Origin of the sequence: Pseudomonas sp. SIMBA_041 (genome assembly GCF_046535095.1) — a bacterium.
Taxonomy (GTDB): domain Bacteria; phylum Pseudomonadota; class Gammaproteobacteria; order Pseudomonadales; family Pseudomonadaceae; genus Aquipseudomonas; species Aquipseudomonas mucoides.
Window position 1 is genome coordinate 1 of the sequence record NZ_JAWRXJ010000004.1, and the last position, 18,099, is coordinate 18,099.

General features: G+C 58.9%; 16 protein-coding genes, 1 tRNA gene and 1 rRNA gene. 13 read left to right on the forward strand and 5 right to left on the reverse strand.

The annotated features are described in order from the left end of the window. The first annotated feature begins 133 nt into the window (after positions 1-133). Positions 134-249 (forward strand): 5S ribosomal RNA (rrf, locus tag SB725_RS10145). A 366-nt stretch (positions 250-615) separates the two neighbouring features. Here rrf and SB725_RS10150 read toward each other — a convergent pair. Next, a tRNA-Arg gene (locus tag SB725_RS10150) sits at positions 616-692 on the reverse strand. A 348-nt stretch (positions 693-1,040) separates the two neighbouring features. On the opposite strand from SB725_RS10150, the gene gabD reads away from it, so the two are divergent. The 3 genes from gabD (at position 1,041) to SB725_RS10165 (ending at position 5,300) form a co-directional block, all read left to right on the forward strand. Then, a complete protein-coding gene (gene gabD, locus SB725_RS10155; protein WP_008148203.1) occupies positions 1,041-2,483 on the forward strand; it encodes an NADP-dependent succinate-semialdehyde dehydrogenase in 1,443 nt (480 codons plus the stop codon). 183 nt (positions 2,484-2,666) lie between these two features. Beyond that, the gene (gabT, locus tag SB725_RS10160) at positions 2,667-3,944 is read left to right on the forward strand and encodes a 4-aminobutyrate--2-oxoglutarate transaminase (protein ID WP_027922279.1); all 1,278 of its coding nucleotides are present in this window, start codon (positions 2,667-2,669) and stop codon (positions 3,942-3,944) included. Positions 3,945-4,085: 141 nt separating this feature from the next. Then, the gene (locus tag SB725_RS10165) at positions 4,086-5,300 is read left to right on the forward strand and encodes an HDOD domain-containing protein (protein ID WP_410921724.1); all 1,215 of its coding nucleotides are present in this window, start codon (positions 4,086-4,088) and stop codon (positions 5,298-5,300) included. Between the two features lie 32 nt (positions 5,301-5,332). Here SB725_RS10165 and SB725_RS10170 read toward each other — a convergent pair whose 3' ends face one another. Together SB725_RS10170 and desA are read right to left on the reverse strand one after the other, a co-directional pair. Further along, positions 5,333-6,322, reverse strand: coding sequence for a GGDEF domain-containing protein (locus tag SB725_RS10170; protein ID WP_059181843.1), 990 nt, complete (start codon positions 6,320-6,322; stop codon positions 5,333-5,335). Between the two features lie 150 nt (positions 6,323-6,472). Continuing rightward, positions 6,473-7,657 carry a delta-9 fatty acid desaturase DesA gene (gene desA, locus SB725_RS10175; protein ID WP_027922276.1) on the reverse strand — a complete coding sequence of 395 codons (1,185 nt, stop codon included), beginning with the start codon at positions 7,655-7,657 and terminating at the stop codon, positions 6,473-6,475. A gap of 147 nt (positions 7,658-7,804) precedes the next feature. Here desA and dibA point away from each other — a divergent pair, with 147 nt between their 5' ends. The 6 genes from dibA to SB725_RS10205 all read left to right on the forward strand — a co-directional run bounded on the left by dibA (position 7,805) and on the right by SB725_RS10205 (position 13,926). After that, positions 7,805-9,724: a phosphodiesterase DibA gene (gene dibA, locus SB725_RS10180; protein WP_059181842.1), complete on the forward strand. Its 1,920-nt coding sequence runs from the start codon at positions 7,805-7,807 to the stop codon at positions 9,722-9,724. Between the two features lie 168 nt (positions 9,725-9,892). Continuing rightward, positions 9,893-10,075 carry a sulfur starvation response protein OscA gene (oscA, locus tag SB725_RS10185; RefSeq protein ID WP_027922274.1) on the forward strand — a complete coding sequence of 61 codons (183 nt, stop codon included), beginning with the start codon at positions 9,893-9,895 and terminating at the stop codon, positions 10,073-10,075. A 70-nt stretch (positions 10,076-10,145) separates the two neighbouring features. Next, positions 10,146-11,159: a sulfate ABC transporter substrate-binding protein gene (locus tag SB725_RS10190; protein ID WP_027922273.1), complete on the forward strand. Its 1,014-nt coding sequence runs from the start codon at positions 10,146-10,148 to the stop codon at positions 11,157-11,159. A 69-nt stretch (positions 11,160-11,228) separates the two neighbouring features. Then, positions 11,229-12,047 (forward strand): sulfate ABC transporter permease subunit CysT, encoded by an 819-nt coding sequence (gene cysT / locus SB725_RS10195; protein ID WP_027922272.1) that lies wholly within the window; start codon positions 11,229-11,231, stop codon positions 12,045-12,047. Positions 12,048-12,060: 13 nt separating this feature from the next. Beyond that, a complete protein-coding gene (gene cysW, locus SB725_RS10200; protein WP_027922271.1) occupies positions 12,061-12,933 on the forward strand; it encodes a sulfate ABC transporter permease subunit CysW in 873 nt (290 codons plus the stop codon). A gap of 3 nt (positions 12,934-12,936) precedes the next feature. Next, positions 12,937-13,926 carry a sulfate/molybdate ABC transporter ATP-binding protein gene (locus SB725_RS10205; RefSeq protein WP_059181840.1) on the forward strand — a complete coding sequence of 330 codons (990 nt, stop codon included), beginning with the start codon at positions 12,937-12,939 and terminating at the stop codon, positions 13,924-13,926. A 100-nt stretch (positions 13,927-14,026) separates the two neighbouring features. Here SB725_RS10205 and SB725_RS10210 read toward each other — a convergent pair whose 3' ends face one another. Further along, the gene (locus SB725_RS10210; protein ID WP_027922269.1) at positions 14,027-14,545 is read right to left on the reverse strand and encodes a DUF962 domain-containing protein; all 519 of its coding nucleotides are present in this window, start codon (positions 14,543-14,545) and stop codon (positions 14,027-14,029) included. 84 nt (positions 14,546-14,629) lie between these two features. Between SB725_RS10210 and SB725_RS10215 the strand changes: the two genes are divergently transcribed. After that, complete coding sequence (locus SB725_RS10215; protein WP_027922268.1) at positions 14,630-15,316, forward strand: Crp/Fnr family transcriptional regulator; 687 nt, start codon at positions 14,630-14,632, stop codon at positions 15,314-15,316. Positions 15,317-15,386: 70 nt separating this feature from the next. Beyond that, positions 15,387-15,752: a response regulator gene (locus SB725_RS10220; protein WP_027922267.1), complete on the forward strand. Its 366-nt coding sequence runs from the start codon at positions 15,387-15,389 to the stop codon at positions 15,750-15,752. A gap of 156 nt (positions 15,753-15,908) precedes the next feature. On the opposite strand, the gene SB725_RS10225 is transcribed toward SB725_RS10220, so the two are convergent. Beyond that, complete coding sequence (locus SB725_RS10225) at positions 15,909-16,913, reverse strand: AraC family transcriptional regulator (RefSeq protein WP_027922266.1); 1,005 nt, start codon at positions 16,911-16,913, stop codon at positions 15,909-15,911. A gap of 100 nt (positions 16,914-17,013) precedes the next feature. Here SB725_RS10225 and SB725_RS10230 point away from each other — a divergent pair, with 100 nt between their 5' ends. Then, on the forward strand, positions 17,014-18,087 hold the full coding sequence (locus SB725_RS10230; protein WP_410921725.1) for a fatty acid desaturase: 1,074 nt from the start codon (positions 17,014-17,016) through the stop codon (positions 18,085-18,087). The last annotated feature ends 12 nt before the right edge of the window (positions 18,088-18,099 follow it).

Consider the following 18,099-nt stretch of genomic DNA (forward strand, 5'->3'; position numbering starts at 1 on the left):
AGCTCGAAAGAGGCCAGATTGCGGTGTGTGAAGACGATACAAAGTCGAAAATTCGAAACGAAACACACAAATCTATTACATACCCATTCGCTGGAGCGTGAACCGAAAGGTAAACGACCTGGCTACCGAATTTCTTGACGACCATAGAGCATTGGAACCACCTGATCCCATCCCGAACTCAGCAGTGAAACGATGCATCGCCGATGGTAGTGTGGGGTTTCCCCATGTGAGAGTAGGTCATCGTCAAGATTAAATTCCGAAACCCCTATCTGCGTATGCAGGTAGGGGTTTTGTTTTGCCCGCTGGAAAGTTCATACCGTAGTGCTCTATTTCAATTGGGGTGTGAGCCTCATGCTTTAAAGGGAGGTTCTGATGGCGAGCCGCCTGTTCAAGGCTCTGACCATGGCTTCCAAGCCGCGTGGCAGCCCCTGAGACTCGATTCAGGGCTCGCGTGGCGACACACTGCCCCTGACGCTCTCGCAAGCCTCAGATAGCGAGCGGATGCACAGCCCCTCAGTTCCCGCCAAAAACAACGTCATTGTCCGAAGTTGAAAAATCGTCACCCACAAAAAAGCCCCAGACCCTAAGGTCTGAGGCTTTTTCATTTGCAGCGTATGGTGCACCAGGCGGGATTCGAACCCACGACCCCTGCCTTCGGAGGGCAGTACTCTATCCAGCTGAGCTACTGGTGCAAGCGGGCGCCATGATACTCATATGTGCTGCGTGCGTCCATGCTGCTGAATCGCCTGTGTTTTTTGAAAGCGTAACCTGCGTTTGCTACGTTGATCAGAAAAATTAGGCAAATGCGGCGTTTTCGTTCTTTTTTTCGAACAGGCTATTGTCCTTTACCCCCTTTGATCCTAGGATTCGTTTGAGATTTCAAACGCTCTTGTCTGGGTGCTGAACCGCACGGTATCAATCAGTGCGCTATTTATGTGCTTCAGCCCAGTGAATGATTTCCCTGACGGCAGCCTATAGGGCGCCTTTCTACAATCATAATTTGCTCCGCGCCTGCCGCGGTGCTGTTAAGGAAAGCCGACATGCAGCTTAAAGACACCCAGTTGTTCCGCCAGCAAGCCTTTATCGATGGCGCTTGGGTCGACGCGGACAATGGTCAGACGATCAAAGTGAACAACCCGGCCACCGGCGAAATTCTGGGCACCGTGCCGAAAATGGGCGCTGCCGAAACCCGCCGTGCGATCGAAGCCGCTGACAAAGCGCTGCCGGCCTGGCGTGCACTGACCGCCAAGGACCGCGCGAACAAGCTGCGTCGTTGGTTCGAACTGATTATCGAGAACCAGGATGACCTGGCTCGCCTGATGACCCTCGAGCAGGGCAAGCCATTGGCCGAAGCCAAGGGCGAAATCGTTTACGCCGCTTCCTTCATTGAATGGTTCGCCGAAGAAGCCAAGCGCGTCTACGGTGACGTGATACCGGGCCACCAGCCAGACAAGCGTCTGATCGTGATCAAGCAGCCAATCGGCGTGACCGCTGCAATCACCCCGTGGAACTTCCCGGCCGCAATGATCACCCGTAAAGCCGGCCCAGCCCTGGCTGCCGGTTGCACCATGGTGCTCAAGCCTGCTTCGCAAACTCCGTTCTCCGCGTTCGCCCTGGCTGAACTGGCTCAGCGCGCTGGCATTCCAGCTGGTGTGTTCAGCGTTGTTTCCGGCAGCGCCGGCGACATCGGTAGCGAGCTGACCAGCAACCCGATCGTTCGCAAACTGTCCTTCACCGGCTCGACCGAAATCGGTCGCCAGCTCATGGCTGAATGCGCCAAGGACATCAAGAAAGTATCCCTGGAACTGGGCGGCAACGCACCGTTCATCGTGTTCGACGACGCAGACCTGGATAAGGCCGTCGAAGGCGCGATCATTTCCAAGTACCGCAACAACGGCCAGACCTGCGTCTGTGCCAACCGCCTGTACATTCAGGATTCGGTCTACGACGCGTTTGCCGAGAAGCTGAAAGTGGCCGTGGCCAAACTCAAGATCGGCAACGGTCTGGAAGAAGGCACCACCACTGGCCCGCTGATCGACGAAAAAGCCGTGGCCAAGGTTCAAGAGCACATTGCTGACGCGATCAGCAAAGGCGCAACCGTTCTGGCCGGTGGCAAGGTCATGGAAGGCAACTTCTTCGAGCCGACCATCCTGACCAACGTGCCGAAAAACGCTGCTGTGGCCAAGGAAGAAACCTTCGGTCCATTGGCGCCGCTGTTCCGTTTCAAAGACGAAGCCGAAGTGATCGCGATGTCCAACGACACCGAGTTCGGTCTGGCTTCCTACTTCTATGCGCGCGACCTGGGTCGTGTGTTCCGTGTGGCTGAAGCCCTGGAATACGGCATGGTCGGCGTCAACACCGGGTTGATCTCCAACGAAGTCGCGCCGTTCGGCGGCATCAAGGCGTCGGGCCTGGGCCGTGAAGGCTCCAAGTACGGCATCGAAGATTACCTGGAAATCAAATACCTCTGCCTGGGCATCTAAGCCCGGCAAGGCATTGCTTCAAGCGGAAAGGGCACGAGAGCGCTGTCCCTTTCTGCGCTTCACACGGAATTTTCTCTGTGGCCGGGAAAGCTGTGGCAGTCGATCATCGCATGCTGCCGTAGTTGCCTCCCCGCCGCATTTTCCTTGAACCACGCCGCCCGATGAGCGGTGAATGAGGACTTTATGAGCAAGACAAACGCATCCCTGATGAAACGCCGCGAAGCCGCTGTACCGCGCGGTGTTGGCCAGATTCACCCGATCTTCGCCGACCACGCGAAGAACGCCACCGTGACCGACGTTGAAGGTCGCGAGTTCATCGACTTCGCCGGCGGTATCGCCGTGCTGAACACCGGTCACGTACACCCGAAAATCATCGCCGCCGTCACCGAGCAGTTGAACAAGCTGACCCACACGTGCTTCCAGGTACTGGCCTACGAACCGTACGTAGAGCTGTGCGAAAAAATCAACGCCAAGGTACCTGGTGATTTCGCCAAGAAAACCTTGCTGGTCACTACCGGTTCCGAAGCGGTAGAAAACGCCGTGAAAATCGCTCGTGCCGCCACTGGCCGCGCTGGCGTGATCGCCTTCACCGGCGCTTACCACGGTCGCACCATGATGACCCTGGGCCTGACCGGTAAAGTCGTGCCTTACTCGGCCGGCATGGGCTTGATGCCAGGCGGCATCTTCCGCGCGCTGTACCCGAATGAACTGCACGGTGTGAGCGTCGACGACTCGATCGCCAGCATCGAACGCATCTTCAAGAACGACGCTGAGCCGCGTGACATCGCTGCCATCATCATCGAACCAGTTCAGGGCGAAGGCGGTTTCTACGTCGCGCCTAAAGAGTTCATGAAGCGTCTGCGCGCCCTGTGCGACCAGCACGGCATCCTGTTGATCGCTGACGAAGTGCAAACCGGCGCTGGCCGTACCGGCACCTTCTTCGCCATGGAACAGATGGGCGTGTCCGCCGACCTGACCACCTTCGCCAAATCCATCGCTGGCGGCTTCCCGTTGGCCGGTGTGTGCGGCAAGGCCGAATACATGGACGCCATCGCTCCAGGCGGCCTGGGCGGCACCTACGCCGGTAGCCCGATCGCTTGCGCTGCGGCCCTGGCCGTGATGGAAGTGTTCGAAGAAGAACACCTGCTGGACCGTTGTAAAGCTGTTGGCGAGCGTCTGGTGACTGGCCTCAAGGCTATCCAGGCCAAGTACCCGGTGATCGGCGAAGTCCGTGCCCTGGGCGCGATGATCGCTGTCGAGCTGTTCGAAAACGGCGACAGCCACAAGCCAAACGCTGCTGCGGTAGCCTCGGTTGTGGCCAAGGCTCGCGACAAAGGCCTGATCCTGCTGTCCTGCGGCACCTACGGCAACGTTCTGCGCGTCCTGGTACCGCTGACTGCGCCGGACGAGCAACTGGACAAAGGTCTGGCGATCATCGAAGAGTGCTTCTCCGAGCTGTGACCACCTAGTGTGTGACCTGATCGACAAAAAACCCGCTTCGGCGGGTTTTTTTACGCCTCTTGAAACACATTCAGGTCATTTGATTTGTCTCGAATCGCCAGTGTTGACTATGGTTCATAGCATTGCGAGGGAGCGTGCTGCATGACTGTCGTTGATTTACCCGCTGCACCGAGGGTGTTGATTGCCGAGGCCGACCCGTGGTCTCGAGACTTGCTCAAGCAGGTGTTATTGAAAGTGCGCTGCGATGCGCGAGTAGACCTGTGCGCCGATGGCCAACAGGCAATCGACCGGCTGGCGGAAATTCCCTACGACCTGGCGATCGTTGACTGGGAGTTGCCCGGTGTCGATGGCTTGAATGTCTTGCGTAACGTGCGTCAGCGCCGACGCAATCCACCGCTGCCGTTCATTCTGATGAGCAGCCGCAACGACAGTGGCAGCGTGCACGAGGCTTTGCCTTTGGCGCCCACGGCGTACCTGACCAAACCCCTGAACATGGAAAACCTGACCCAGCGTCTGCAGGAGTTGCTGCTGAACGCCGGTGAAGAGGTTTCCTGCGAGGTGCCAAGGTTGGCGCCGGGCATGACGTTATCGGTGTACCTGGAGCGACGGCGAGACCTGACGGACGGTGCGCCGTTGATGACTGATGTACAGATAGCAGTCCAGCGCAGCCTCAATCCGAGCGGTCTCGATCTGAAACGACTGGAGGACGAGATTCGCACCGATCCGCAGATTACCGCTGTGCTGATTGCCGCCGCGAACAGCGCGGCGCATCACCTTGGCGATCCCGTGCAAACCCTGTCCCAGGCCTTGCACCGTTTAGGCTCCGGACAAAGCATGAATCTCATTCTGGGGTTGGCCCTTAAGCGCAGTGCGCGGCTCGACGATCCGCTACTGGCGGACTATGCCGAACGTAACTGGGAGTTGTCCCTGCACACCGCCGAGTACGCCCGCACGCTGGCACGCTTGCTGGATCTGGAACAAGAGCGCTGTTACTGCGCAGGCATGCTGCATCGTCTTGGTGACCTGGCTCTGCTGCGATGTTTACAAGAGTGGAAGCAGGGCGGAGGTGATCTGGACGAGTGGGAGGAAGTCGGCGATGCGCTGGCCGAGTTCGGCGCAGCCTACGGTTCGGCACTGCGCACCCGCTGGCGTCTGCCGCTGGAGCTGAGAGAGTTGATTGCGTCGGTCTATCAGCTCGGTGGCGGGGTTTACTCACGCGAGGCGCTGGTGATGAACATGGCGGCGCAATTGGCGCGCCTGACCGAGCATGAGGGCGTGGAAGCATTGGCGAAAAGCCGAACAGCGCGGTTGCTCAAAATCGGTTTGCCGGAACTGATGCGATTACGCAAAAAGTAATCCATACACAATCCCTGGAGGAGTTCGGCGGATTAACCGGAAATGATCCGGTTCTTGCCCTGCCGCTTGGCTTCATACATCGCCGCATCTGCCCTGGCAAACAGGCTGTCGAGGCTTTCGTCCTCGTTGGTGAGACTGGTCAGCCCCTGGCTGACAGTAATGCCAAACGTCTGGTCGTCATGGCTAAAGCTCAATTGCTGAATCTGCCGTTGCAATCTTTCCGCCACTTGCAGGGCCATGTCCGGCGCACAGCCAGGAAACACCGCCGCAAACTCTTCACCACCGATCCGTCCGAACACATCGCCTCGGCGAAGCGCCGCGCGACCGCTCTCTGCGATCTGTTGCAGCACTACGTCACCTTGTGGATGACCGTACGTGTCGTTGACCCCTTTGAAATCATCGATGTCCAGCAGCAGAAACGCCAGCGGTGTGCCTTGCTTGCGTGCCTGTGCAAACTCCTTTTGCGCGCATTCGAAGAAGTGCCGGCGATTGCTGCTTTGAGTCAGCACGTCAGTGGTGGCCAGGCGTTGCAGTTCGGCTTCCATCCGCTTCTTTTCGGTGATGTCTTCGGCAATGCCGACAATGATCACGGGTTGGCCGGGTTCCGCCTGACGATTGATGAAGCATTTGTCGCTGAGCCAACGCACCTGCCCATCGGCATCGATGATGCGGTATTCGCGGTCTTCAACCGCACCTTTGACCAGCACGTCGGCCAGGCTGCGCTCGGCATAGTCCAGGTCGTCGGGGTAAATGCTGTCGCGCCATTCGTTGTAGTCGGACAGCAAACTGCCGGCGGAGCGGCCGAAAATTCGCTCATAAGCCGGGCTGACGTAAAGCACCTGCCGGGTTTCCCAGTTGAATGCCCACAACACCGCGTTGACACTCACCAGCAGCGAACTGAACAGCTGTTCGCGTTCGCTCAGGCGCGCCACTTCACTTTGGGCATGCATCAGCGCCATCAGGGTTTGAGCTGTGTCGGGCGATTGCGCAAAGGATGAGTCGTGCAGGTTTTTTGGGACCATAGGGACAAATCTCAAAGGGCGTGCGCTGTTCTGGACTCGAAAGCGGCGACAACGAAACCCGCCAGGGGTGGCGAAGTGTCTTTGAGATAGGGGATTTGGAGCTTAGTTCCGAAGGGTGCGCCCGCTGGCGGGGCGCACCGATCAACGGCATCAGACAGCGGCAGGGCGCAGGGAGTAGGTCTTCAACTGGTCGGCGAAGTCACGCAGGGATTGAATCCCGCTGGCCTCAGCTTCATGCACCCAATCCTTGATGGCGGCGAGCATGTCGTGACCATTTGAGCTGGTCTTGACCCAGATCTGCTGCAAGGCCAGGCGTTTTTCGTAAATTACCTTCAGCGCCTGGCTGTGTTCGAGCATGGTCTGGATGCGAACGTGGTGTTTTTCGTCCAGCAGGCTGGTTTCCCGCGAAAGCAGGCGCTTGGCGCGATGGAATTGATGGCGGACCGAGTGATCGACCTTTTCCAGTTCTTGCTTGACCAGAGGCGCGATCACCAATTTGCGGTACTGGGCCATGATCTGGAAGCGGTTGTTGAGGATGGCCATGGCAGTGTCCATGTCCAGGCTGCCTTTGCCTTCAACCCGGTGCGCGATCGGGGCGACCCGCTGGACCTTGGCCAGACGGAAGAAACTGAAGACCTGGATCCAGGCCCAACCGAGGTCGAACTCCCACTTCTTCACCGACAATTTTGCCGAGTTAGGGTAGGTGTGATGGTTGTTATGCAGCTCTTCACCGCCGATCAGGATGCCCCAAGGCACCAGATTGGTGGCGGCATCGCGGCATTCGAAGTTGCGGTAGCCGATGGCATGGCCAAGGCCATTGACCACGCCGGCGGCCCACACAGGGATCCACATCATCTGGATGGCCCAGATGGTGATGCCGATGGTGCCGAACAGCAGCAGGTCGATGACACCCATGATCGCCACACCCAACAGCGGGAATCGGCTGTAGAGATTACGTTCGATCCAGTCTTCGGGGCAGTTCTTGCCGTAGATGCGCAGGGTCTCCGGGTTTTCCGCTTCGGCGCGGTACAACTCGGCACCTTTGCGCAAAACGGTGGAAAGACCTTTGACGACCGGGCTGTGCGGATCATCGACGGTTTCGCATTTGGCGTGATGCTTGCGGTGGATAGCGGTCCACTCGCGGGTGTTCTGCGCCGTGGTCAACCACAGCCAGAAGCGGAAGAAATGTTTCAGGCCGGCATTGAGCTCAAGCGAGCGATGGGCTGAATAACGATGGAGATAGACCGTGACGCCAACGATCGTGACGTGGGTCATCAGCAGGGTGACTGCCACCAGTGACCAGGGCGACAAGCCGAGTAAACCTTCGTACCACATAGGCTGTAGGGCCCTCGATAAAGAAAAAAACAGCCGTTGCATTATCACTAAGCCCACGGATAAAACCAGTCGCCCTTTCAGATAAGAGTGGCTGGATGTGTCCTTGGCCTATAATTCCAACCTTTCTGTAGGGACATGGACGTTCTAATGTCTGCCACCTATCGCGACGCCTTGCGTGCAGCGCTGCTTTACCTGTTGCTTTCAGTCGCCTGGATGGCCGTCAGCGGCTATGTATTGAACAGTTTCTTCGATAGCTCTGCCGAGCTATTGCGATGGCAACTGATCAACGGTTATTTCTGGGTGGTGCTCAGTGCCGGTTTGATCTTCCTTGCCCGGGCCCGACTGTTCAAATGCCTGGGGATCGGCGCCAGGCTGCGCGAGCGCCATGCCGACCGTGAGCGTTTGCGCCAGGCCGCCGCCGTGTTCGATTGCACCCGTGAGGGCGTGTTGGTCACCGATAGCAACGGGCTGATTGTCCATGTGAACCGGGCCTTCATGGCGATCACCGGTTATCAGTGTGATGAGGTGCTGGGCCGGCAACCCAGCCTGTTCAAATCCGGCCATCATCCGCCAGCGTTTTACCAGTCGATGTTCGCGACACTCAACAGCACCGGTGAGTGGAGCGGGGAGATCTGGAATCGCCGTAAAAGCGGTGAAATCTACCCACAATGGCAAACCATCCGCATCATCCATGACGATCAGGGCCTGCGTAGCCACTACGTGGCGGTGTTTTCCGATATCAGTGCGATCAAAAATTCCGAGCACGAACTCAAGCATCTGGCTCACCACGATCCGCTGACCGATCTGCCCAATCGACTGCTGTTCACCGACCGTGTCGAACAGGCACTGGCATCGGCGCAAATCCATAAACGGGGCTGCGCGTTGCTGATGATCGACCTGGATCACTTCAAGATGATTAACGACAGCCTCGGGCATACCGTCGGTGATCAACTGCTGAAGGCGGTGGCCGAGCATTTGAATGCCATGTTCGGCCCAGGCATGACCCTGGCGCGTCTGGGCGGTGACGAATTTGCGGTGCTCGCCGAAAGCTGTCCGCAAGTGGCACAAGCCGCGGCGCTGGCTCAGCGAATCATCGATGGCCTGCGGGAGCCGTTCCACATTGATGGGCATCGACTGTTTATCAACGCCAGTGTCGGCATCAGTCAGTTTCCGAGTGATGCCTTGAGTGCCGAGCAAATGTTGCGCAACGCCGATTCGGCCTTGTTCAAGGCCAAGAGTGCGGGCCGGGATGGCTACGCGCTCTATACCGAAGAATTGACCGCCCATGCCCAGCAGCGGGTCGAAATGGCCTTTGAGCTGCGCCGCGCGCTCCAGCAGCAAGAGCTGCGCGTCTATTACCAACCCGTGCATGACCTCAAAACCAGTCGCCTGATCGGCGTCGAAGCACTGGTGCGTTGGGCGCATCCGCAGCGCGGGCTGGTGTCGCCGGCAGAGTTCATCCCCATCGCCGAGCGTACCGGGCTGATTGCCGAGATTGATGCCTGGGTTATGCAGCAGGCCTGTCAGCAAATGTGTCAGTGGCGAGCGGCGGGTGTGGGGTTGGCGTTTGTGGCGGTAAATGTCTCATCGCGACTGTTTGCCCGACGCGAGCTGTATCAGCAGGTGGCTCAGGTGCTTGATTCGACGGGGCTTGATCCGGCGTATCTGGAGCTGGAAGTGACCGAAAGTGCAGTGATGGAGGATCCGGAGGTGGCGCTGGAGCAGATGCATCGCCTGCGCGAGCTGGGTGTGCGGCTGGCCATCGACGATTTCGGCACGGGATATTCGTCCCTGCTGCGGCTCAAGCGATTGCCGGTGCAGAAACTCAAGATCGACCAAGGCTTCGTCGCCGGGTTGCCGTGTGATGAAGATGACGCGGCGATTGTGCGAGTGATCATTGCCCTGGCGCAGAGCATGGGGATGCAAGTGCATGCCGAGGGGATCGAGCAGGTCGAGCAGGCCGGATTCCTGCTCGAGCATGAATGCGATCTGGGGCAAGGCTACTGGTTTGGGCGACCGGTGCCGGCAGAGCAGCTGGATTGGATGTGCGCGCCCATTATTCGCTAAGCCCGTGTTCGATCATTCCCACGTGCTGTGTGGGAACGATCAGTCTTTAAGTTATATAAACATTCTTAAATAGTCTTTTTAAGAATATCTACTCCTCACTACTATTGGTCTCACGCCGCAAGCAGTGCCGCCACTGCCAGGCAACCTCTCAGTTGAAGGAGCAGCACCATGAGCGCATCCCTACGTAGTGTTGATGGCCAAGACGAAGCAGCCATTTTGCGTGAGATCCAGAGCGCATTGCGCGATCTGCGCTTTGGGGCTGTGGAGATCACTGTGCATAACGCCCAGGTCGTCCAGATCGAACGCAAAGAGAAATTCCGTCTGCAGAACCCGAGCAACAAGCCGAGCTAAGCAACCGGCAATCCGCTTCCCGCCTCCATAAAAAAAAGCCAACACAAACAGAATTCCAGGAGCTTTCACCATGTCGTCGATTCGTCATTTCGCTTTGGCCGCCCTGGCCAGCGCCCTTTTTGCGGGATCCGCGGTTGCCAAGGATTACGAGCTGCTCAATGTGTCGTACGACCCGACGCGTGAGCTGTACCAGGACTACAACGCCGAGTTCATCAAGTACTGGCAGGCGGATCACGCCGGCGACACTGTAAAAATCCAGCAATCCCATGGTGGTTCGGGCAAGCAGGGCCGCGCGGTGATCGACGGTCTGCGTGCCGACGTCGTGACCCTGGCCCTGGCGGGTGACATCGACGAAATCGCCAAACTCGGCAAGACCCTTCCGGCTGACTGGCAGAAGCGTCTGCCAGAAGCGAGCACGCCGTACACCTCGACCATCGTGTTCCTGGTGCGCAAAGGCAACCCGAAAGGCATCAAGGACTGGGGCGACCTGGTCAAGAACGATGTCTCGGTCATCACCCCGAACCCGAAAACCTCCGGCGGCGCCCGCTGGAACTTCCTCGCGGCCTGGGCCTATGGCCTGAAAGTCAACGGCGGTGACGAAGCCAAGGCCAAGGACTACATCCAGACCCTGTTCAAACACGTGCCTGTGCTGGACACCGGCGCTCGCGGTTCGACCATCACCTTCGTCAACAACGGTCAGGGCGACGTGTTGCTGGCCTGGGAAAACGAAGCGTTTCTGGCGCTGAAAGAAGACGGCGGCGCCGACAAGTTTGAAATCGTCGTGCCTTCGCTGTCGATTCTTGCCGAGCCGCCAGTGGCCGTGGTCGACAAGAACGCCGAGAAAAAGGGCAACGAGCAGATCGCCGAAGCGTACCTCAAGCACCTGTACAGCCCGGCCGGTCAGGAAATTGCCGCGAAAAACTTCTATCGTCCACGTGATAAGGACGTGGCTGCCAAGTACGCCAAGCAGTTCCCGACCCTGGACCTGGTGACCATCGACAAAGACTTCGGCGGCTGGAAAACCGCGCAACCGAAGTTCTTCAATGACGGTGGCGTGTTCGACCAGATTTATCAGGCGCAGTAGTCTTAAATAGCCATCAACGAGCCCCGATTTAGCCGTCGGGGCTTTGCGCGTTCTCAACCAAGGACTTTTATGTCGCGTCGTATCTCCCCCGTCATACCCGGCTTCGGGCTGACGCTGGGCTACACCTTGGTGTACCTCAGCCTGATTGTGCTCATTCCACTGGCGGCGATGTTCGTGCATGCCGCCCAACTTACCTGGGATCAGTTCTGGGCAATTATCTCGGCGCCTCGGGTGCTGGCGGCGTTGAAGCTGAGCTTCGGCACCGCGCTCTATGCCGCGATCATCAACGGCGTGATCGGCACGCTGCTCGCCTGGGTGCTGGTGCGCTATACCTTCCCCGGTCGCAAAGTCATCGACGCAATGATCGACTTGCCCTTCGCGTTGCCGACGGCGGTGGCCGGTATCGCGCTGACGGCGTTGTACACCCCCACCGGTTTGGTCGGTCAGTTTGCAGCGGACCTGGGTTTCAAGATTGCGTATACCCCCCTCGGCATCACCCTTGCCCTCACTTTTGTGACACTTCCATTCGTAGTACGTACCGTACAGCCAGTATTGGCTGATATCCCGCGTGAAGTGGAAGAAGCGGCGGCGTGTCTCGGGGCAAAACCGTTACAGGTGTTCCGTTACATTCTGGTGCCCGCATTGCTCCCGGCATGGCTGACGGGGTTCGCGTTGGCCTTTGCCCGCGGGGTCGGCGAGTACGGGTCGGTGATTTTCATCGCCGGCAATATGCCAATGAAAACCGAGATCCTGCCGCTGCTGATCATGGTCAAGCTCGACCAGTACGATTACACCGGCGCCACGTCCATTGGTGTACTGATGCTGGTGGTTTCCTTCGTCCTGTTGCTGCTGATCAACTTGCTGCAACGTCGCATCGAAACCCCATAAGGAGGCGCGAACCATGTCCCAATCGTCTATTGCGGCCGCCTCTTCGGCCAACGCTGCGCGCCGTGGCAGTGCCACTTCGCGAAGAATCCTGATCGGCCTTGGCTGGCTGATTTTTGCGCTGTTTCTGCTGTTGCCACTGTTCATCGTGGTGTCCCAGGGGCTGAAGCTCGGCCTGGGTGCGTTCTTCACTGCGATCTTCGAACCGGATGCGCTGTCGGCGCTGAAACTCACGGTGATCGCCGTGCTGATTTCGGTGCCGTTGAACCTGGTGTTCGGCGTCAGCGCCGCGTGGTGCGTGAGCAAGTACTCGTTCCGCGGCAAGAGCATGCTGGTCACGTTGATCGACTTGCCGTTCTCGGTGTCGCCGGTGATCGCCGGCTTGGTCTACGTGCTGATGTTCGGTGCCCAGGGCCTGTTCGGGCCGTGGCTGCAGGATCACGACATCCAGATCGTCTTCGCCTTGCCGGGTATCGTGCTGGCGACGATTTTCGTCACCGTGCCGTTCGTGGCGCGTGAGCTGATCCCGCTGATGCAGGAACAGGGCACGCAAGAGGAAGAGGCCGCGCGCCTGTTGGGCGCCAATGGCTGGCAGATGTTCTGGCACGTCACCGTTCCCAATATCAAATGGGGCCTGATCTACGGTGTGGTGCTGTGTACCGCGCGGGCGATGGGTGAGTTCGGTGCGGTGTCGGTGGTTTCCGGGCACATTCGCGGGGTGACCAACACCCTGCCGCTGCACGTCGAGATCCTCTACAACGAATACAACCACGTGGCCGCGTTCGCGGTAGCGAGCCTGTTGCTGATCATGGCGCTCTTCATCCTGCTGCTGAAGCAGTGGAGCGAAAACCGTATTAACCGCCTGCGCGCCAGCGCCGCGGAGGAATAATTCATGTCGATCGAAGTGCGTAACGTCAGCAAGAATTTCAATGCGTTCAAGGCGCTGGACAACATTAGCCTGGACATCCAGAGCGGTGAACTCGTGGCGCTGCTCGGCCCGTCGGGGTGCGGTAAAACCACGCTGCTGCGAATCATCGCCGGCCTGGAAACCCCGGATCAGGGCAACATCGTGTTCCACGGTGAAGACGTCTCCGGCCACGACGTGCGTGATCGCAACGTTGGCTTCGTGTTCCAGCACTACGCCTTGTTCCGCCACATGACCGTGTTCGACAACGTCGCGTTCGGCCTGCGCATGAAGCCGAAAAAACAGCGCCCGAGCGAAAGCCAGATCGCGGTAAAAGTCCACGAACTGCTGAACATGGTGCAACTGGACTGGCTGGCGGATCGCTACCCGGAGCAACTCTCCGGTGGTCAGCGTCAGCGTATCGCCCTGGCTCGCGCCTTGGCGGTCGAGCCGAAAGTGCTGCTGCTCGATGAACCCTTCGGCGCCCTCGACGCCAAGGTCCGCAAAGAACTGCGCCGCTGGTTGGCGCGGCTGCATGAAGACATCAACCTGACCTCGGTATTCGTGACCCACGACCAGGAAGAAGCCATGGAAGTCGCCGACCGTATCGTGGTGATGAACAAAGGCGTGATCGAGCAGATCGGCTCACCGGGCGATGTCTACGAAAACCCGGCCAGCGATTTCGTTTATCACTTCCTCGGCGATTCGAACCGTCTGCATCTGGGCGAAGACAATCACGTGCTGTTCCGTCCGCATGAAGTGTCGCTGTCACGGCATGAACTGGAAGATCACCATGCGGCTGAAGTGCGCGATATCCGTCCGTTGGGCGCGACGACCCGGGTGACGCTGAAAGTTGAAGGTCAGAGCGAATTGATAGAGGCGGAAGTGGTGAAGGACCATGACAGCCTGATCGGGCTGGCGAAGGGCGAAACACTGTTCTTCAAGCCCAAGGTCTGGCAGAAACTCGCCAACCTCTAAAGCAAAAGCATCGTCGGAACGCCGCCCGGAGCAAGCCCGCTCCCACATTGGATCTATGGTGTACATAGAAACTCTGTGGGAGCCTGCTCGCGAAGGCGTCTTATGCCGCAGCGCGATTCGGATTGATTCTTACACCCCCGGCCCGCGCCTCGATCTGCTCTTTCAGGTCATGCCGCAACCCCAACAAAAACGCCAACTCCGCCACCACAAACAACGGCCCGACAATCAACCCGGTCACGTCATCGACAAAGGCCGGCTTACGCCCTTCATAGTGATGCCCGACAAACTGAATCGCCCAGCCCACCACAAACATCCCGATTCCGCTCGATAGCCAGACCAGCATGCTTTGCTGCGCCAACACCTGGCCCGCCCAAACCGACAGCCCCAGCAACACGGTCATCAGCACCCCAAGGCGCAACTCCAGGCGCAGGTAAAACCACGCCGACGCCAACGACACCAGCACCGCCGGCGAAAGCCAGCCTCCGGCCCATTGCGGCCGCGACAGCAGTACAGCAACGGCCACCACAATCAACGGAATACCGATAAAGTGGCTGGCGATGTTGCGCGGATCACGGTGGTAGGCGGCGTATTGACTGAGATGGTCAACGAGGCTTTTCATTGTTATTCCTCCTGTAGGGTGATTGATCATGCCCCGGGTTCACTTTCCGCTCTGTCAGGCAGGCGACAATTTCCAGGAGTTTCCATGGACATGCAGGTTTGGCGCTCGCGCTTGATGAGCGGCCAGTGGTTCAGTCATCTACCTGTTCCCTTTCAGGATAGTCTGCTGGCCGCGGCCCGGCTGCGGCGCCTGTCGTCCGGGCAATTGCTGTTCAAACGCGGCGATCCGCCGTGCGGGTTGTATGCGGTGCTTGAAGGCTCGGTGCGCATCGGCGCGGTCAGTGAGCAAGGCAAGGAAGCGCTGCTGAGCCTGGTGGAACCGCCGCACTGGTTTGGTGAAATCTGCCTGTTCGACGGTCAGGCGCGGACCCACGACGCCTTCGCTGTGGGGACGTGTACCCTGTTGCACATCCCGCAAGCGGCACTGCTGAAGTTGCTCGACGAACAACCGGTGTACTGGCGGCAACTGGCGTTGCTGATGAGCCACAAGTTGCGCCTGACCTTCATCAACCTCGAACAACTGAGCCTGATGCCCGCCCCGGCGCGTCTCGCCCATCGCTTGCTGATGATCGCTGCAGGCTACGGCGAAATCGATCCACCCCGCCGGGTGCTGCAATTGCCACAGGAGCAGTTGGCGTCGCTGCTGTCGTTGTCGCGCCAGACCACCAATCAGTTGCTCAAGGATTTGCAGGGCCAGGGAATCCTGAATCTCAAGTACGGCGAGATCGAAATTGTCGATGCCGAGCGGTTGCGGGCACTGGCGATTTTTTAACGCGCGACGTTATTGGTGGGCTTTGCCCGCGAAGGCGCCTAGCCTGTGACGACGATAATCGAGGTGTGCCATGCGTGTACTGCTAGTAGAAGACGAATCGGAGACCGCCAAACTCCTGGCCAACGGCCTGAACGAGGCGAGCTATTCGGTGGATGTCGCGCTCAACGGCATGGACGGCCGGCGTTTCATCGAGACCGGCGAATACTCGCTGATCATCCTCGACGTAATGCTGCCGGGGCTCAACGGCTGGCAGTTGCAGCAACAGATCCGCAAGCTCGGAGAGACGCCGGTACTGTTCCTGACCACCAAGGACGGCATCGAGGATCGCCTGCGCGGATTGGAGTTGCATGAGGACGATTATTTGCTCAAGCCGTTTGCGGTGAGCGAGTTGGTGGCGCGGGTGCGCAAGTTGTTGCGGCGGGATCGCGGGCGCTGAAGCTTTTTTGTGGTGTCTGATCCGGACTCATCGCGAGCAGGCTCGTTCCCACAATTGATCTTCAGAGAACTCAAAATCTCATAAAAACGCAGAACCACTGTGGGAGCGAGCCTGCTCGCGATGAGGCCGGGCGAGGCGACCCAATGTCTGGGCCGGTCAGCGCAACCCATCCCGAAACTGCCCCGGCGTCATCCCCGTCCAGCGCTTGAACGCGCGGCTGAAGCTGCTGGTATCGGCAAACCCCAGCAAGTAACTGACCTCACTCAACGAGCATTGCGGGTCGCGCAGGTGCAGCAGCGCCAGGTTTTCGCGACTTTCATTGAGCAGCGTATCGAACCGACACCCCTCATCCGCCAAATGCCGTTGCAGGCTGCGCAAGCTCAGGTGCAGGGCCTTGGCGATGTGTTCGGCGCTGGGTTCGCCTTCGGGCAATTGCTCTTCGATGGCGTCACGGACCTTGCGCTCCCAGGTCAGCGGTTTGAGCTGTGCCAAGGCGCGGTCGAGCACGGTTTCGTTGTGTTCAGCCAGTTCCGGGTTGGCGTCATCGAGGTGGCTGTCGAAATCCACCAGGGAAAACTCCACGCGGTCTTCTTCTGCCGAAAAATACACCGGTGAACGGAAGACTTTGTGCCATTGGTGGGCATCGGCGGGTTCCGGGCGGCGCAGGTACACCGCCAGCGGTGCATAGTCCCGACCGAGGCGATTGCGGCAGGTGCGTACGTAAATCGCCGTGAAGGCGTCGATGGCTTCGAACGCAGGTGCCGGGTTGCCCACAGGAATTTTCAGGCGAAAGCGGTAGCGGTCCTCGGTGCGGGTCAGCTCCAGTTCCAGGGCATCGCTGACCACCTGGTGATAACGCACGATGCGTTCGAACACCTCGCGCAAACTGCCGCTGGCCACCAGCGCATAACCGAGCGCATGAAACGTGGTGGGGCTGACGAAACGCGATACGCGCAGGCCGATTGCCGGATCGCCACTGACCTGCACGGCGATTTCCCACAGGCGCGTGGTGCCGGACAACGGGTAACGGGCGTTCGGGTCGTCCATCAATCGCGGGTCGAGCCCCGCCTGCTGGCACAGGGCGGTGCTGTCGAGGCCCAGCGCATCGAGCTGCTTGCGCAGGGCGCGGGTCCAGCTGGCGAGGGAGGTCGGTTCAGTCATGCTGATTGGCGCTTCCGGTCAACAGGTTGGCGTTCATGGCTACCACCTTGTAAACATTCGCAAGGCAGGATGCGAACATCAATAACCAGAGGATGGAAGCATGCACGGTACTTCTGCAAGTCCCCAGCGATTGAATGCAGCGCAGCGATCAGCACATATTCGTGAAGTGGTGCTGGCCAAGGGCGTCGAGCTGCGTCAGCGCTACCCGATTCTCAATCATCAGGACGCCCTCGGCGCCGGCATTCTGGCCTTTGCCCTGGCCGGGATGATCGGTTCGGCGGCGCTGTACATGACTGGCCACATGGCCTGGTGGGCGTGCTTGTTGCTCAACGCGTTTTTCGCCTCGTTGACCCACGAACTGGAACACGACCTGATTCACAGCATGTACTTTCGCAAACAGCGCGTGCCGCACAACCTGATGATGGGGCTGGTGTGGCTGGCGCGGCCGAGCACGATCAATCCGTGGATCCGTCGGCATCTGCACCTCAATCACCACAAGGTATCGGGCACTGAAACCGATATGGAAGAACGCGCCATCACCAACGGCGAACCCTGGGGATTTGCGCGGTTGCTGATGGTTGGTGACAACATGATGTCGTCCTTCATCCGCATGCTGCGAGCCAAGACCTGGGCGCATAAATTCAGCATCGTCCAGCGCACGCTCAAGGTCTACGCACCGCTGGCGTTGGTGCATTGGGGCGCGTGGTACGTGTTCCTCGGCTTCCATGCGATCAACGGCATCGCGTTCTTGATGGGCGCGCCAATCGAGTGGTCGGCGACGACGTTGTCGGTGATGCAGGTGATTGATATCGCGGCGGTGGTGATCATCGGCCCGAACGTGTTGCGTACGTTCTGCCTGCACTTCATCAGCTCGAACATGCACTACTACGGTGACATCGAGCCGGGCAATGTGATGCAGCAATGTCAGGTGCTGAACGCCGGGTGGCTGTGGCCGTTGCAGGCGTTCTGCTTCAACTTCGGCAGCAGCCATGGCATCCATCACTTTGTGGTGAAGGAACCGTTTTACATCCGCCAGATGACCGTGCCGGTGGCGCATAAAGTGATGCGTGAGATGGGCGTGCGGTTCAATGATTTCGGGACGTTTGGACGGGCGAACCGGTTTGAACGTAAAGGCGCTGCACAACCTCGGGAGGTTCGTGCTGCTCAGGTATGAAGGATGAAATCG

Excerpts from the sequence above, each read along its gene's own strand:
- SB725_RS10205 (WP_059181840.1), top strand. The coding sequence starts at position 12,937 with ATGTCGATCGAAGTGCGTAACGTCAGCAAGAATTTCAATGCGTTCAAG.
- SB725_RS10230 (WP_410921725.1), top strand. The coding sequence starts at position 17,014 with ATGCACGGTACTTCTGCAAGTCCCCAGCGATTGAATGCAGCGCAGCGA.
- SB725_RS10170 (WP_059181843.1), bottom strand. The coding sequence starts at position 6,322 with ATGGTCCCAAAAAACCTGCACGACTCATCCTTTGCGCAATCGCCCGAC.
- dibA (WP_059181842.1), top strand. The coding sequence starts at position 7,805 with ATGTCTGCCACCTATCGCGACGCCTTGCGTGCAGCGCTGCTTTACCTG.
- gabT (WP_027922279.1), top strand. The coding sequence starts at position 2,667 with ATGAGCAAGACAAACGCATCCCTGATGAAACGCCGCGAAGCCGCTGTA.
- SB725_RS10210 (WP_027922269.1), bottom strand. The coding sequence starts at position 14,545 with ATGAAAAGCCTCGTTGACCATCTCAGTCAATACGCCGCCTACCACCGT.
- oscA (WP_027922274.1), top strand. The coding sequence starts at position 9,893 with ATGAGCGCATCCCTACGTAGTGTTGATGGCCAAGACGAAGCAGCCATT.
- desA (WP_027922276.1), bottom strand. The coding sequence starts at position 7,657 with ATGTGGTACGAAGGTTTACTCGGCTTGTCGCCCTGGTCACTGGTGGCA.
- SB725_RS10215 (WP_027922268.1), top strand. The coding sequence starts at position 14,630 with ATGGACATGCAGGTTTGGCGCTCGCGCTTGATGAGCGGCCAGTGGTTC.
- SB725_RS10165 (WP_410921724.1), top strand. The coding sequence starts at position 4,086 with ATGACTGTCGTTGATTTACCCGCTGCACCGAGGGTGTTGATTGCCGAG.
- SB725_RS10220 (WP_027922267.1), top strand. The coding sequence starts at position 15,387 with ATGCGTGTACTGCTAGTAGAAGACGAATCGGAGACCGCCAAACTCCTG.
- SB725_RS10225 (WP_027922266.1), bottom strand. The coding sequence starts at position 16,913 with ATGACTGAACCGACCTCCCTCGCCAGCTGGACCCGCGCCCTGCGCAAG.
- cysW (WP_027922271.1), top strand. The coding sequence starts at position 12,061 with ATGTCCCAATCGTCTATTGCGGCCGCCTCTTCGGCCAACGCTGCGCGC.
- gabD (WP_008148203.1), top strand. The coding sequence starts at position 1,041 with ATGCAGCTTAAAGACACCCAGTTGTTCCGCCAGCAAGCCTTTATCGAT.
- cysT (WP_027922272.1), top strand. The coding sequence starts at position 11,229 with ATGTCGCGTCGTATCTCCCCCGTCATACCCGGCTTCGGGCTGACGCTG.
- SB725_RS10190 (WP_027922273.1), top strand. The coding sequence starts at position 10,146 with ATGTCGTCGATTCGTCATTTCGCTTTGGCCGCCCTGGCCAGCGCCCTT.